A 15,819-nucleotide genomic window follows, 5' to 3' on the forward strand; every position below is an offset into this window, starting at 1 on the left:
ATCATGTTTGCCCCTACACGACACCCTACAAGTATAAAAAATTTTTACAAGACAAAATTATAGCTAGCACTGATAAATATCAGAGTTGTATAATGCATTCATGATTTTTTGCTACTAAACACAGGTATGCCATAGCTCTCCACATTGCATGAGCCCTACTCTGTATTAGGGCTTTTCACAGAACATGGGCTCTACTCAGTACTGTGGCTACTGGCAAGGCATTAGCCTTTCACAGTGTAACAGTGCCTGAGCCATGAACAACTCTCCATAGCGCCCGCACCACCACCAAAGCAAGGGCTCTTAATAGCTAATAGCACTCTTGCCACTGACAGTGCAGCCATAACTTTCTTACCCATCGCCACTTGCTAGCTAATAGTTAGCCGTTAACATCTCCAGCGCTTTTAGCATCGCTTGCACTCTGAGAGCCTTGGAAGCTCTTTGCTGCTAACGGTAAGTAACTTGGTTGCGCAACTGACTTAAGCTAAGCTTGCTGCCCTGCTTGCATGCGTGCTGGTTTAGCCTGCAATAAAGCCTCCTACCTGCTGTTGCCAGAGGTGGTAGTAAAGGCCCTTTTTGGCTAGTAGCTCATCGTGAGTGCCCACCTCAACTATAGTGCCTTGATCCATCACCATAATACGATCCATCTTAAGGAGAGTAGATAAACGATGGGCAATAGCCAGTACGGTACGACCTTCCATAATAGAATCTAGGTTTTCTTGAATAACATGTTCTGACTCTGAATCAAGAGCTGAGGTAGCCTCATCTAAAATTAAAATTGGAGCTCCCTTCATTACTACTCGAGCCAAGGCAATACGCTGTCTTTGTCCACCTGAGAGCTTAACACCTCTATCACCTACCATAGCATCGAAACCAGAGGCTCCTTTATAGTCAGATAGATTTTTAATAAAGTCCAAAGAATCAGTTAAGATGGCAGCCTTATGTAATTCCTCTTGAGTATACACTGAGACACCATAAGTGATATTTTCACCTACTGTTCTATGCAAGAGTGAAGGGTCTTGAGCCACCATAGCAAAGCCTTCATGTAAGTCCTCTTGGCTAAGATTTTTAACATTGATGCCATCGACTAAGACCTGACCTGAGGTTACATCATAAAAACGCAGCATCAGTGCAATCATAGTAGATTTACCAGCACCTGATGGGCCAACAATACCTACCTTTTCGCCAGGTTTAATTTTAAAATTAACATGTTTTAAGATAGTTCTATCGCTACGATAGGCAAAAGATACATCCTTAAACTCAATATCGCCCACAATCTTGTCTATCTTTTTAGGCTCTTTAGGATCTTCAATAGCCACAGGTTGGGCAATAGTGTTGATACCATCGTAGACAGTACCAATATTTTCAAAAATGGCACCTATTTCCCACATCATCCAACGTGACATATTGATCACACGAATGGAGATGGCAATGGAAATGGCAATGCTACCTGGGGTAATTAAAAAATTCGCCCATAAATAAAGTGCCAGAGCAGTAGTACAAATTAGTAAGGCATAATTCATAAGCTGCACTGAGACATCAAACAGAGTCAAAATTCTTAAGGCCAGATACTCAGTCTTGATATAGTCACTCATTGAATCTTGAGCGTATTTACTCTCTCTGCCTTTGCCGCCAAAAAGCTTAACTGTTGAAATATTTACATAACTATCAACTATACGACCCACCATGTCAGATCTAGTATCAGCTTGCCTTTGTGCCATGGCTCTTAATTTAGGAATAAAGATACGTAAGGCAGTGCTATAAAGGACAAGCCAGCATAACAGCGGAATAGCTAAATAATAGTCTGAATCAGCTAACATCCAAGTCATAGTAGCCAGATAAACTACTAAATGGACAGCTACGTCCATAAGCTTAAGCACAGAGGTGCGCACGGCCATAGCAGTTTGCATCACCTTATTAGCGACACGGCCAGCATACTCTTCGGTAAAGAAAGCCAATGACTGTCCTAGCAAATAGCGGTGTACTTGCCAGCGAATTTGCATAGGATAATTAGGAGAAACAGTTTGGTGTAATAAGAGCGAGTGCACAATAGTAGCAATAGGCAAGATAAAGCCTGCCATAAGCAACATGGCGATTAAGCTATTACCATGCTCACTTAAGAAAAAAGACGGCAAACTTGATTGTGTCCAATCCACAATCAGTCCTAAACAAATAAAAAACAGCGCCTCACCAGCAGCCATCAGTGAGGTCAAAATAGCTATACAAAATAAAAAAGGCCATAAACCTTTAGTGTAAAAAAAGATAAAGTTAATTAAGCCTTTTGGAGGCTCTCCTTTTAAATCTTCTGGAAAAGGAGGGACTAAGCGCTCAAAAAAGTGCCATATTCTATCCACGATAACCCCCACACTAAAGTTAGTAATACCTATTTAATTGCAAGCATGCATAATGCTTGTAGTGTAGATAATTATAGAGATCCCAGCTAGTGATTTAAATCTTTTTGAAAATCTATTGCGCTTAGATAAAAAAAGTTGGTGCCTGATTAAGACACCAACTTTTTTAAAAATTTAAATTACAACTAATTAACGAGCTAAAGCTGACAAGATATCTTCTAAGCGGTTGTTAGCAATATCAAGGTGACGGCCCATAGCAGCAATATGGTTAGGCATCATAGCATCGCCTACTTTATTACCACCAGCAGTAACATATAGAGGGTCAAATTCCTCGATATAATCAAAGCGAGCTAAAGCCTCTTGCACATTTTCTATACCACCACGCTCAGCTACAGTATTATCTACAGCTAATAAAGCACGGAAAACATTAGCAGTTACCGCACAAATACCTTTAGCAAAGTAAATATTATTATCAGCAGTAAAGTGACCTACATTATTGTCATTAATCATACCTAAGGCATAATCGGTCATAGCAATGCAGTACTTAATAATATTGTAGGCATCATCTGACCTCAAATTAAACACGCCTGCATTCTTGGCATTAGTGCCAACAGAGGCAGCCCAATCTGCCCAATTCTTAATGCCTTGACGATATTTGCCCTCAGCATCGTAAATAAATAAAAAGCCCCAGACATTTTCTGAATAACTAAAGTAACGAGAAGTAGCATCGGCTAAGCGCTGATCAATAGTATCTCTATTACCAAAACGAGCTACATCCTTAGCAATCAAATCAGAGGCTGGACGGGTAGCGTAAATCACACCTCTTTGGAAGTAAGTTGTATTATCAATAAACCATGGAGCAACTAAATCATTTGGTAAAAATCCAAAGAAAGATGACAACTCCTGGTCAATAGCATAGGTTACACCCTGAGCAATAATTACTGCTTTTTCTTGATCTGTAGCTTGTGCTGTAGCAGCCTCTGGCTTAAATGGTTTGCTATGTGGAGAGGTAAATAAACCAACAGCGACAATCCACAATAATACGAGGCCTAATACGCCTCCCAAGCCATAACGTGCAAGTTTACCCTTATCCATCTGTATCTCCTTAATAAGGCTCATATTAATATTCAACCAAGCTTATTTGTACGGCCTAAATACTACCTCATTAAGCTTGTAAGTCGGGTACGGCCTTAGTGCTGTGATTCCTACTTTGCTAAATAGATCTAGCATGTGATTGACTGATTATGACAGTTAGTAAAGTTAGAATAAGCAATTTTGCGATAGAGAACAATCTACCGATACCATATTAGCATTTTTAACTTAGCTAAAAATGAGCAAATTCTAACTAAGATCTTATCTGTGCGATTTATCTCTCTTTTCTTGCTCTGAACTCTGGAGTATGCTGGTCTATCTATAATCTGACCAAAAGTGATCACATAAGCACTGTGTTTATTTTAGGTTTAATATTATGGATAGATAACCAAACGCCATAGTGAAATATGGATGTTAGTTACGACTCTTATTTGAGTTTTTTATATATTAGATGGTTAAGCACCCTAAGACTTACTACTTTTACCAAACAGACAAACTATACTTAGTTTGACCAAAACTAAGGAGTTAAAAAGCTAAGTCTTATCGTGTATTTTTACTAAGATTAATCTTGGTAAGTATTAGTTTGCAAACTTTTGAGCATGAGCTTTTAGGCTTGGCACAATAAGGCAAAAACTTATGAAAATACAATTTTCTTCTCTTATCTGCTCTGTTAAATCTAGTTTTTTTAACAAGACCTCCCACGCCCGCCCATTTACACCAGGACGCAAAGCCTCATCTTTTATCTTAGGCCTTAGCATGATGGCTTTAACTTCTCTGTCCTTTGCCTCCGACCAAGAATCCAAAGAGCTCTTTGTTTTTAACTGGTCTGACTATATTGACCCTAGTGTGATTACTGACTTTGAAAAAGAGACTGGCATTAAAGTTCACTATGATGTTATGTACTCTAACGAAGTGTTAGAGGCTAAGCTTATGGTGGGTAATAGCGGCTATGACATTATTGCGCCATCCTTGCATGTACTAAAGCGTCTAGGAGAATCGGGCTTACTCCTGCCTTTAGACAAGAGTCAGCTTCCTAATCTTAAGCATCTTGATAAAGATAAGATGGCTAAAATTGCTACCATTGATAAAGATAATACCTACGGTATTCCTTATATGGAACTCTCTACAGGTCTTGCCTACAATGAAGCTAAAGTAGCTGCTATTATGGGCCCTGACTTTAAAGTAGACTCTTGGGATGTCTTATTTAAAGAAGAGTACTTAAAAAAGCTCTCTCAATGCGGCGTAGCCTCTTTAGATTCTCCATCTGATATGCTCTGTACTGCTTTAATTTACCTTAACAAAGATCCAGAATCTGAAAACAAAGAAGACTATGAAGCTGCTGCCGAGGTGTTAAAGGTTATGGGTAAATATGTGCGTTACTTCCATTCAGCACAATACTCTAATGACTTGGCCGCAGGTGAGATTTGCATTTCCCCAGCCTGGGCAGGTGACGCACAACTGGCTAATCAACGCTCTTTAGAGGCTAAAAAAGACCATATTGCTTATGTTATTCCTAAAGAGGGTGCTCTTATGGGCTATGACATGTTAGCTATTACTAAAGATGCTAAGAATGTTACTAATGCGCACTTATTTTTAGACTATATCATGCGTCCTGAGGTTATTGCTAAAATCTCTAACTATGTACGCTATGCTAATGCTAACGCTGATGCTACCCCATTAGTAGATAAAGAAATCACCTCCAATAAAGGTATTTACTACGACAAGGAAACACTCAAACGCATGCACATCGTAGTACCTCCAACCCAAATTGAGCGCTTAATGACTCGCACCTGGAATAATGTTATTTCCTCATCTGGAGAATAACAAAGCGAGTAGCAAGTTAAGTTCTTGCTTTCACGAAAAGCAACTTCATTTTTGTAATGAAGTTGCTTTTTTGTTGGTAGAGAGCGCCAAACAGTGATAAATTAATAAGCACAAATTTATTATCCTTAGGCATTTTTAGGTGATTACAGCATTACTCTCATAGGCAAACCATTTTAGTAAAAAACTTATTATTGTGGTTTGGTCATAGAGCTCATAAGCATTAACTGGTTTTAGCAGGTTTTACTATGATCTATACAGTTACACCCTCCCCATCTCTTGATTTGCTCATGCAGTTACAAACTCCTTTACGTATAGGCGAAAATCATCGTGCTATTAAAGAAGAGTTAAGACCTGGTGGTAAGGGCATCAATATTTCTATCATGCTGTATAACCTAGGCGTAACCTCAACAGCTTATGGCTTTGTTGCAGGCTTTTCTGGCGATGAGCTGATGAGACTAACTGCAGCTACTGGTGTAAAAACAGGCTTTATTAGAGTACGTCGTGGTCGTACCAGAATTAATGTACGCATTAAAGAGCAGCCGCTACAAACTAGTATTAATGGCTTAGGTCCAGAGGTTAGTGCTGACGACATCCAATACTTGGTGCGCAAAATCTCTGATTTAAAGGCTGAGGATTATCTGGTGCTAGCTGGCATGCTTCCACCATCCTTACCTCAAGACATGTATGCTACTTTCTTTGAAAACTTAAAGCCTGAATCTAAGCCTAAGGTAATTGTTGATGCTCCAGCAGATCAGCTCAAGTATGTCCTCAAATACCATCCATTTTTAATTAAGCCAAATTTAAAAGAGCTTAGCGATTACCTTAATTTAAAACTTACTGATGCTAGTGCTGTATTGGAAGCTTGTCATATGCTCCAATCAGAAGGTGCCAGAAATATTTTGGTATCTTTGGGTAAGCATGGTGCTATTTTTATGGATGAGAAACAAAACTCTTATCGTATCCCTGCACCTGGCGGCGAGATGATTGATAAAACTGGTGCTGGCGATTCTATGATAGCTGGATTTTTATCCGACTATCTTAATACCAACTCTTTAGAAAGTGCTGCCTACATGGCCGTAGCTACAGGCTCAGCCACTGCTACTACTGACGGTATCGCTACTAAAGAAACTGTCCAAAAGCTAAGAGCGCAAATGTCAGATCACTCAGACTGGGGTGAGGCCTTAGTTTAAGGAATTTAAGCCTAAAACTTTAAGTTTTATCCCCCATTAAAGCAAAAAAGAGAGCCAAGTTTTAAACCTGACTCTCTTTTTTCTTTAGGTTAGTTTAGTTGGCTACTCTTATGTATTAAGCGCCCTTAACTACCTTAGTAATAGCATCAGCTAAGTAATCAACGTTCTCGTCATTGATACCAGCTACGCACATACGGCCAGAGCCTACAATGTAAATACCAAACTCAGCACGTAATTGCTCTACCTGCTCCTTGGTAAGGCCAGAGAAAGAGAACATACCATTTTGCTTGGTAATGAAATCAAAGTCGCCAGCGCCAGCAGCCTTGAGCTTTTCTGCTAAGAGGTTACGCATACGTGACATTCTCTCACGCATCTCAGCTAACTCTTGCTCCCACATGAGGCGTAAATCTGGGTTGGATAATACAGTGATTACAACCTTCTCACCGTGAGCTGGTGGGTTAGAAATAGCGCAACGAATAGCGAGCTTAATCTGAGATAATACGTTGGTACCAACTTCCTTGGTGGCGCTAACAGCAGTTAAAGCACCAACACGCTCATTGTACATACCAAAGTTCTTGGAGAAAGAAGAAGCAATTAATACTTCGCTATTCTTCTCAAGGATCTTACGAACACCATAAGCATCCTCCTCAAGACCCTTACCAAAGCCCTGATAAGCAAAGTCGATTAATGGTAATAACTTCTTACGAGCTAAGAAGTCAGCGATTTGATCCCACTGCTCTGGAGTTGGATCGATACCAGTTGGGTTGTGGCAGCAAGCGTGAATAATAACTACATCACCTTCGCTAGCTTGCTCTAAGGTATCTAACATACGATCAAATGCTAAAGCATGAGCAGCACGATCGTAGTAAGGATAACGCTCAGTCTTTAAGCCTGCAGCCTCAACGATTTGGAAGTGGTTACCCCAGGTTGGGTCAGAAATCCAAACACGGCTAGCAATGTGCTGCTGATAGATAAAGTCAGCGGCAATACGTAAAGCACCAGTACCGCCTGGGCAGTGGCAGGTTACAGCACGACCGTCACTTACTAAGGCACTGTCCTTACCGAATAATAACTCACGAGTTAAACGACCATAATCTGGTAAACCAGTAATTGGTAAGTAGCTCTTGGACTGCTCAGTCTCTACGAGAATCTTTTCAGCTTCTTTAACGCACTTTAAAACAGGAGTTACACCATGCTCATTTTGGTAAACGCCTACGCCTAAATTAACTTTTTTAGGATTGGTATCGGCCTTAAAAGCATCAGTTAAACCAAGAATTGGATCTGCTGGAGCTAATTCCAAGTGATCAAAAAACATATTTTAGTCCCTGATATTGGGCATCCACCAAGATGCCTCAATCCTTAACTACTAAGAGCCTAATGGCTCTGGTTAACACCTGTACTTAGATAGTCCCCTCTTTGTACTATCTTAAGCAGCCTGATTAAGAGAGATAGTAAATTTCAAACAGAACTCTTAACTGGCCTGTCTATTATATGCAAGTGAATGATAAAAATTGCGCAAGCTCACAAAAATTGGCACTTTAATAAATCATTAAAGCTTTAAAAACTTTTATCTAACAAATGCTCACAAAGCCAATACCCATGCCCTTTCCAGACCAATACCATCCCCCAATCTCCCCTCTAAAACCTCATAACTAATGCACCACTTTTGAGCGCTATTTTTATTTTCGCACCACATTAGCACCTACCAGCCCCTCAATCCCACACTCCTATGCCCTACCCCCATCCTCTGGCCATTTAAAGCCCATCTTACCCACAGAAACGCCCAAAAAAGTCGTACTTAAACCACCAAAAAGATCTGCAAGCTTTTTACTCACTGTGCTCACTTGCTGGTAAAAGTTTCCAAAAGTTCGTTTACAACTATGAGCTAGCTTAAGGCTAACATTATCATTTTTAATTGTTAGTTGGTCTGTAAACGAACTTTCGGTAACTCTCACTAGTGCGCTTGCTTGCTAGCTCGCCTAATTGCATGTTCGCTTAACCTCATGCCATGCAAGCAAAAGCTAATACCAGTAAAAAGCCTCTTACCAAGCGCTAGGACAAGCCCGTTTACCTGTATCAGCTCAAACAACCACACCTGCGCTAACATAGCTTACCAATAAGATAACCACAACAAAGCTCAGGCCCTGGATCATCTCCAGAACTGAGCCAAAGCTCAGACTCTGACTTAAGCACTGGCCTACCACGTTCACTGCACTTAACCCTAAGCAACATTGAAAGTAGGACTAGTCCCTTCTTATACTTTCTAACGTAAGTAATGTACCGATAGATCAACAATACTTAAGATCAACTAAAGCTGGTTTTTGATACATAAACACAATAAAAAACGCCTGGCCTAAGATAGACCAAGCGTCTTGTAAATAACTTAAGAACTTATGTGCTTATGTGCTTATTATTGCACCTGAGCGGCAGTCTTAAGATTGGAGCGCTCACGCTCTTGCATTAAGGTTTGCTCATAAATGCGCTTGGCTGATTTTTGCCATGCTAATGACTTCCAACGTAACAACATGGCAATACCACGTACCCACTCATCAGCAGCAAAGCCAATCCATACACCTACTAAGCCCCACTCTAAGTAAAGACCTAAGAAGCAGCCTAATGGTACTGATATACCCCACATAGAGATCACAGCCATAATGACAGGGAAAGTAGTATCACCTGTTGCTCTTAATGAGTTAATAATAATGATGTTCAAAATACGTCCTGGCTCTTGGAAGACAGTAATGATGAACAAGCCAGAGGCAATAGCAAGCACCTCAGCATTATCAGTAAAGCATGATACTAAGAAAGCACCTGTACCTAAAGGCATGGAGAAGGTTAATAAGAAAGTTACTACCTCACCAATCTTTACGCTTTTTATGAGCTGCTTGTTGGCTAAATCAAGCTTCATAGCGCCTGTATAGTGAGCTACTAACAGCTCAGTACCCATACCAATAGAGATACTAAAGAGCATTAATACTTGAACGATTTGGAAGTAAACACCCTGGGTAGCCAAAGCCATAGCGCCCATAGAGGCAATCACACCAGTCATAAACATATATTGAGTATGCCAAGATAAGTTTTCACCAGCACCTGGCAGACCAATACTTAAAATAGAACTAATGATCTTGCGTCTAAAGACGAACATAAAGCGTGGAATAATTCTAGTATTAGTACGTGCAATGATTAAAGGAATGAATACCAAGCAACCTACAGTTCGACTAAGCACAGTAGATATAGCCACACCTTCTACGCCCATTACAGGAACACCTAAATATCCAAACAAGAATAAGGTATTACCAATAACTGTGATGATGTTTACCAACATGGAAACATACATGGCATCACGAGTACAGTTATGGGCACGTAAAATAGCAGAGCCTACTAAACAAATAGATAAAGGTAAGAAAGATAAGGATAAGATCTGCAAGTAATTATGTGAGCTTTCCTTAATTTCCTCTGGTACCTGCATAATATCTACAATAAAGCCCGAAGCCATAAAGATAGCTATCGACACTATGGTACCAATAATAAGATTTACACCTAAACCTACATGGATTAGCCTTCGTGCTAAGCGTTTATTATTAGCACCCAAAGCTTGAGCACATACTACGCATACACCAATATTAAAGAAGTTAAAGATAATAAGAGCTAAATCAAAAACCTGATTACCAATAGTAAGTTCGGCTACAGCTTTAACTGAAACCATACCCACCATGATGGTATTAATAATCAAGGTAGCAAAGTGCAATGACAGGTCAATAAAGATTGGCCAGGTCAAAGACAATAAAGAACGCTTTGGCTCTTGCAGATCAAGCTTGCTTAAGCTCTTATCAAGCTCATCATTAACCGCATTAATTTCAGCTTTAGTTGCATGATCACTGGTCAAATTATTTTGTGAATAAACATTCACATCAATATTACTGTTACCAGCAGCAGCTGCGGCAGCTGCCACAGCAGCAGCCTCTTGAATGGTCTTATCACCACCAGCCTCAGCTGCTAATACAGCTGCAATTTTAGCCGCCTCAAGAGCCTGGTTATTAGTAGAGACAACAATAGGAGCTGCGGCATTAACGCCAACTTTAGCAGCCTCATCATGCTCAAAAGTCCAAGCTACATCAGCGCCATCACTACCTGCAGGGTAAGAAGCCTCAAAAGCATCATAATTATTGCCTGATTGATGCTCTTGCTTATTATCTAAAGTAGCTTGAATTTGCGCTTGATCTTGAAGTTTTAAAGCCTCATCAAGGCTTTGAGCTTGATGAATAGCTTGAGCCATAAGGACTTCATCATCATTATGGAGCTGATTTTCAGTATGGGAAGATTTTAAGAGTTTTGACTCTTGGCTATGTTGTTTTTCGAGTTCTTGCATTGAACAAACGCTCAAAATAAATTAATCAACAAACTACAAAGGATCTACTACTTGTACTTGATCCCCGACAAAGATTGAGAATAAAACAGCTTAGAATGGGCAAGGCCAAAATAATGTTCAGCTACTGCTCTATCCACTAATTTTTTCCTAAAAACAAACACTATCATTATTTAAGATCAACTGTTTGCGCTGATTATAGCTATCTTTTAGAAAACTAAAACGATTGTAATAAAAATTTATTAAAATTCGATTGTTTACTATATTAACCTAGCTCTGTTTTGGTGCAATATCCATAAATAGCCCACCTTACAAATAATGCAAAACATAGTTACACACCATTGATTTTAAGCTAATTTGGCTTAAATAAGCTTATCATTAAGATGAAATATCAAAAATTTAAGTATTTGGTGTAGAGCAAATTTTTAGCAAAGTTTGAACTTGATTAAGCAAATTAAACTTTTAAAAAACTACACTATTTTGCTCTGTTTTTTTAACCTACTGTTACAGGCACGCACACCATCCTAAAGCTACTCACCACACATATTTAATTATCCCTCTTTTATACGCCATTAATCTTTTCTGCAACTTTCACGACACTTACTTTAGCCATACCAAAGCTCCCCTACTTAACGCAGGGTAATGCAGCTAAAGCAAGCTAGGGCTTGTAGCCAAGTCGCCAGGGCGGCTTTGGCTGCCCTGGCTTGCCATTAGGCAAGCCTAGGATCTTGGCCATGAAAGCCCCCCAAAAAAAAAGCGCTATAGGATAGCCCCATAGCGCTTAGTTTGGTAATTAATGTAGGTTTGATGTTTTTGTGGAGAATAAACTATTTACATAGTTACGCCATCTTTCCAGATAATAATTTCGTGATAGCCCTTTTCCTCAGACTTAGTAAGCTTTCCTGAGGCAACTTGTAAGACGTAATCTAATAACTCCATAGACAAGCTATCAAAGTCTTTGCCCTCAACAATTTGGCCTGCATTAAAATCAATCCAAGCTCCTTTCTTATTGAAAAGTTCGCTATTAGTTGAGATCTTAATAGTAGGAATAGCAGTGGCAAAAGGAGTTCCACGACCTGTGGAGAATAAAACCATATGGCAGTGAGCAGCAGCTAAAGCAGTACAAGAAACACCATCATTACCTGGACCTTGTAAGAGATTTAAACCAGTGCTCTTTAAAACGTCACCATACTTAAGTACATCACTTACAGTGGCACTACCACCCTTTTGCACACAACCTAGAGACTTATCCTCTAAAGTAGTAATACCGCCAGCCTTATTACCTGGACTTGGGTTTTCTGAAACCACCTGGCCATGAGAGGTAAAGTAGTGCTTAAAGTCATTAATTAAAGCTACACACTTATCAAAGGTTGCCTCATCCTTGGCTCTATTCATTAATAGTTGCTCAGCGCCAAACATTTCAGGAACCTCAGTCATAACTGAAGTACCTTGAGAACCAACTACTAAATCACTTAAACGACCAATTAAAGGATTAGCAGTAATTCCAGATAAACCGTCAGAGCCACCGCACTTAAGACCTATTCTTAACTTAGAAATGGATGTCTTTTGACGAGTGCAAACATTAGCCTTAGCTAGGAGAGTATCAATAGCCTCATAGCCAACCTCAACCTCATCATTTTCATCTTGGCAATTAACGAACATGAGACGCTCATCGTCAAGATTTAAAAATTGCTTAAAGACACCAATATTATTGTTCTCACAACCTAAGCCTAAAATCAGTACACCGCCACAATTAGGGTGAGAGGCTAAAGCAGCCAATACCTTTTGAGTAGTGCTTTGATCTTCTCCCATTTGAGAGCAACCATAAGGGTGAGTTAAAGCCAAGCAGCCATCTACATTGCCAAACTTGCCACTAGCAATAGCCTTATTAGCATATTTTTCTAAGACACGAGCAACGTTGTTTACACAAAATACAGTTGGAATAATCCAAATTTCATTACGAATGCCAACATCACCATTAGCTCTTACATAGCCATCAAAATAAGCATCAACTGACTTTAAAGAAGCCTCTGGTAGCTTGTGATAAGCATAGCAACCAGCGCCTTGTAGATCAGTTTTAACATTGTGGCTATGAACATGCTGACCTACTTTAATATCGCATTTAGCACGGCCTATAGCGTAACCATACTTAATTACACTTTCACCTGAAGCAATATTCTTGATGGCAAACTTATGGCCACGAGTAATATCATCACAAAGAACAATCTCTTGACCTGCTAAATTAATACTTTCATTAGCTTTGAGATTCTGTAAGGCAACAGCCACACTATCGCCATTATTAATAATAATTGCTTTCATGCTGTATCCAGACAAACAAACTATTGAGCAAATTGTTTATAAGCTTTAGCCTCAATGTATACTAGTATAGAAGTGCTTTAGGATAGATCTATCCACAAAAAGCTTAAAACAATGCAATTAATTATTTAGAAACTTAGGGCTAATTAGCCCCTAGGATTAATTAGGATCACAGGCCTTAAGATATAAACTTAAGGCCCTTTATTTTGGAGCTTTGAGCTACAGCACCTTAAAAGTAATTAGTTGTGCTCTAACAAATCTAACATGGTATCAATAATGCCATCTGAAATAATGGCGTGGGTTAAGCGTGCTACTAAGGCAGTTAAATCTAAGTCAGAGGATAAATCACAGTCCCAAAGCTTAACATCACTTAAAACAGCTTTTACGGTAAATAAGGCGCTAGCCTCAGTCTTGTTATAATGAGACCAAGCATCCTGTAATACCTGAACAGCATAGGCATCATCAACAAACTCACCGCTCTTACCCTGCTCTCTTGCTACCTGAACAGGAACGCCAGTAGCTACCTTATATAAGGCAATATAAGCAGCTAAAGCAAAGCATAACTTCTTAGGTAACCAACCCTTGGCACGAGCATCTAAAATAGTAGGAAGAATACGTGCTTTTACCTTAGAGGTAGAGTTCATTAAGATGGCACTTAACTGGTGATGCATGGATGGATCAGAGAAGCGATTTACCACATCATCAGCAAAAGAGGTCAACATTTGCTTATCAAGATTTACCGCAGCAATAATCTCATCGTAAATTACAGAGCGGGCAAACTTGCCAATGACTTCATGAGCCATCATTTGGTCTACAGTGTCTAAACCTGCAATAAAAGCTGCTGGTACGTTTGCAGTATGAGCACCATTTAAAATTCTTACCTTACGTAAGCGATATGGAGTAATGTCGCTAGCAACTACTACATTTAAACCTGCCTGAGCAAAAGGTAATTCCTTGGCTACCTCATCATCACCCTCAATAGCCATAAAGTGGAAAGTCTCACCACAAGCCATTAAAGCGTCTTGATAGCCTAATTTTTCTTGATAGCTGCTTTCATTAGCAACAGGATAGCCAGAGACTACACGATCTACTAAAGTATTTAAGAAACGGCACTTATTTAAAAGATAGTCTTTAAAGTCATTTCCTAAATTTTGCTCTTCAACATGCTTGAGCACAATTTCCTTAAGCTTAGTAGCATTGTCATCTAACAACTCACAAGGTACTACCCATAAGCCCTCTAAACCAGCCTTAAAGCGCTCGTATAAGATTTGGGTTAACTTGCCAGGATAGGACTGAGGACATACATCAGTATTAAAAGGCTGCTCACTAGTAAAGCTAATACCAGCCTCAGTAGTATTAGAGAAAACAAACTTAAGATCAGGGCTCATTGAAGCTTGTAAGATACTCTCCCACTGCTCATAAGGATTTTGAGCATCAGCAATAGTATTTACTACCTCAATCTCCTCAACCTCTTGTCCATCTTTTACTCCATGCAGGATAGTAGTAAAGAGACAGTCTTGAGCTTTAAGCTTTGGAACAGTTTTGCCACGTGGAGTGCATTGCAATGCTAAAACACGACCATTAAATAAGCCTTGCTCATTTGCTTTATAGATCATCCAATCAATAAAGCCACGAATGAAATTGCCCTCACCAAATTGTAGAGCACGGATAGGAAGTGATGAACCCTTATCAGCCTTGATTGAAAGATTTAAAGTCTGCATATAGCCTCTTTAATGATTACTAACAAAAACTCATGTCTCGGTAAAAATTGAACCGACCCTGCAAAAAGATATAACAATCATGACTATGATAGAGCGCCATAATCTTTTCTAACAAGCTTTAACAGCTAAAAACGAGGTACGTATCACTAAATTTTTATATTTAGCACTACCATACTAGATAGTTATGGAACCGCATTAATATAATATTATTAACATTACTACCATTTCAGTTAAAGGCTATTATAGTAAAAAATTAGAAAAGAAAAACAATTTTTTTTACCAAGCACCAAATCAGCCGCTCTAAAGCACGACAAAGCCATAGCTAACCAATGGCTAGCACCATGGCCAGCGCAGCTTCTTTGAGCATTGAAATAAGGAGCTTTATGCTTTGTTGAGGTGAAAGAGAATGTTTTTGTGCAGAATGGGTTTGTTATTTTTATATTGGGAGAGCAGGAGCTAAAACCACCCAATTTAAAATAGAGGGCTGTATGGAAATGAAGGTAAAAAGGAAAGTTTTTTAGGATTGGGATTGTGGGGTGTTGTTTTTTGTTGGGAGGGCAGAAACGAAAAAACCGCCTTTTAGGCGGTTTATTCTTTATTCTTAACCTAGCGATGACCTACTCTCGCACAATCGTACGTTGCACTACCATCGGCGTAACTGCATTTCACTTCTGTGTTCGGAATGGGGACAGGTGGTACTACAGCACTATGGTCGCTAGGAAAACTGGCGACATATCATTAACATTCAGTAAGATGGCGGAACGGACGGGGCTCGAACCCGCGACCTCCTGCGTGACAGGCAGGCATTCTAACCAGCTGAACTACCGCTCCGCATAAAAATTAAGCCTGGCGATGACCTACTCTCGCACAATCGTACGTTGCACTACCATCGGCGTGACTACATTTCACTTCTGTGTTCGGAATGGGGACAGGTGGGTCTATAGCACTATGGTCGCCAAGCA

Annotated in this window: 8 protein-coding genes, 1 tRNA gene and 2 rRNA genes; 2 read left to right on the plus strand and 9 right to left on the minus strand. The window is 39.7% G+C overall.

Annotated features, from left to right (window positions below):
- Nucleotides 1-515: 515 nt before the first annotated feature.
- Both MXE38_RS12535 and MXE38_RS10625 read right to left on the minus strand, forming a co-directional pair.
- On the minus strand, nucleotides 516-2,363 hold the full coding sequence (locus MXE38_RS12535) for an ABC transporter ATP-binding protein (protein ID WP_348647383.1): 1,848 nt from the start codon (nucleotides 2,361-2,363) through the stop codon (nucleotides 516-518).
- 174 nt (nucleotides 2,364-2,537) lie between these two features.
- Entirely contained in the window at nucleotides 2,538-3,443 is a 906-nt protein-coding gene (locus MXE38_RS10625; protein ID WP_246914580.1) for a DUF2333 family protein, read from the minus strand.
- 633 nt (nucleotides 3,444-4,076) lie between these two features.
- Here MXE38_RS10625 and MXE38_RS10630 point away from each other — a divergent pair.
- Both MXE38_RS10630 and MXE38_RS10635 read left to right on the plus strand, forming a co-directional pair.
- Nucleotides 4,077-5,264: a polyamine ABC transporter substrate-binding protein gene (locus MXE38_RS10630; RefSeq protein ID WP_246914583.1), complete on the plus strand. Its 1,188-nt coding sequence runs from the start codon at nucleotides 4,077-4,079 to the stop codon at nucleotides 5,262-5,264.
- A gap of 245 nt (nucleotides 5,265-5,509) precedes the next feature.
- The gene (locus MXE38_RS10635) at nucleotides 5,510-6,454 is read left to right on the plus strand and encodes a 1-phosphofructokinase family hexose kinase (RefSeq protein ID WP_281503199.1); all 945 of its coding nucleotides are present in this window, start codon (nucleotides 5,510-5,512) and stop codon (nucleotides 6,452-6,454) included.
- Between the two features lie 115 nt (nucleotides 6,455-6,569).
- Here MXE38_RS10635 and MXE38_RS10640 read toward each other — a convergent pair whose 3' ends face one another.
- From MXE38_RS10640 to rrf (MXE38_RS10670), 7 genes are all read right to left on the minus strand, one after another.
- Nucleotides 6,570-7,769 (minus strand): amino acid aminotransferase, encoded by a 1,200-nt coding sequence (locus MXE38_RS10640; RefSeq protein WP_246914586.1) that lies wholly within the window; start codon nucleotides 7,767-7,769, stop codon nucleotides 6,570-6,572.
- Nucleotides 7,770-8,864: 1,095 nt separating this feature from the next.
- A complete protein-coding gene (locus MXE38_RS10645) occupies nucleotides 8,865-10,823 on the minus strand; it encodes an MATE family efflux transporter (RefSeq protein WP_246914588.1) in 1,959 nt (652 codons plus the stop codon).
- Nucleotides 10,824-11,651: 828 nt separating this feature from the next.
- Nucleotides 11,652-13,139: an altronate dehydratase family protein gene (locus tag MXE38_RS10650; protein WP_246914590.1), complete on the minus strand. Its 1,488-nt coding sequence runs from the start codon at nucleotides 13,137-13,139 to the stop codon at nucleotides 11,652-11,654.
- A gap of 236 nt (nucleotides 13,140-13,375) precedes the next feature.
- Entirely contained in the window at nucleotides 13,376-14,857 is a 1,482-nt protein-coding gene (locus tag MXE38_RS10655) for a tagaturonate reductase (protein WP_246914592.1), read from the minus strand.
- 604 nt (nucleotides 14,858-15,461) lie between these two features.
- Nucleotides 15,462-15,577 (minus strand): 5S ribosomal RNA (gene rrf, locus MXE38_RS10660).
- Between the two features lie 34 nt (nucleotides 15,578-15,611).
- Nucleotides 15,612-15,688 (minus strand) — tRNA-Asp (locus tag MXE38_RS10665).
- Nucleotides 15,689-15,701: 13 nt separating this feature from the next.
- Nucleotides 15,702-15,817: ribosomal RNA gene (gene rrf, locus MXE38_RS10670) — 5S ribosomal RNA — on the minus strand.
- Nucleotides 15,818-15,819 lie beyond the last annotated feature (2 nt).

This window comes from Anaerobiospirillum sp. NML120448 (assembly GCF_023050945.1).
GTDB lineage: Bacteria > Pseudomonadota > Gammaproteobacteria > Enterobacterales > Succinivibrionaceae > Anaerobiospirillum.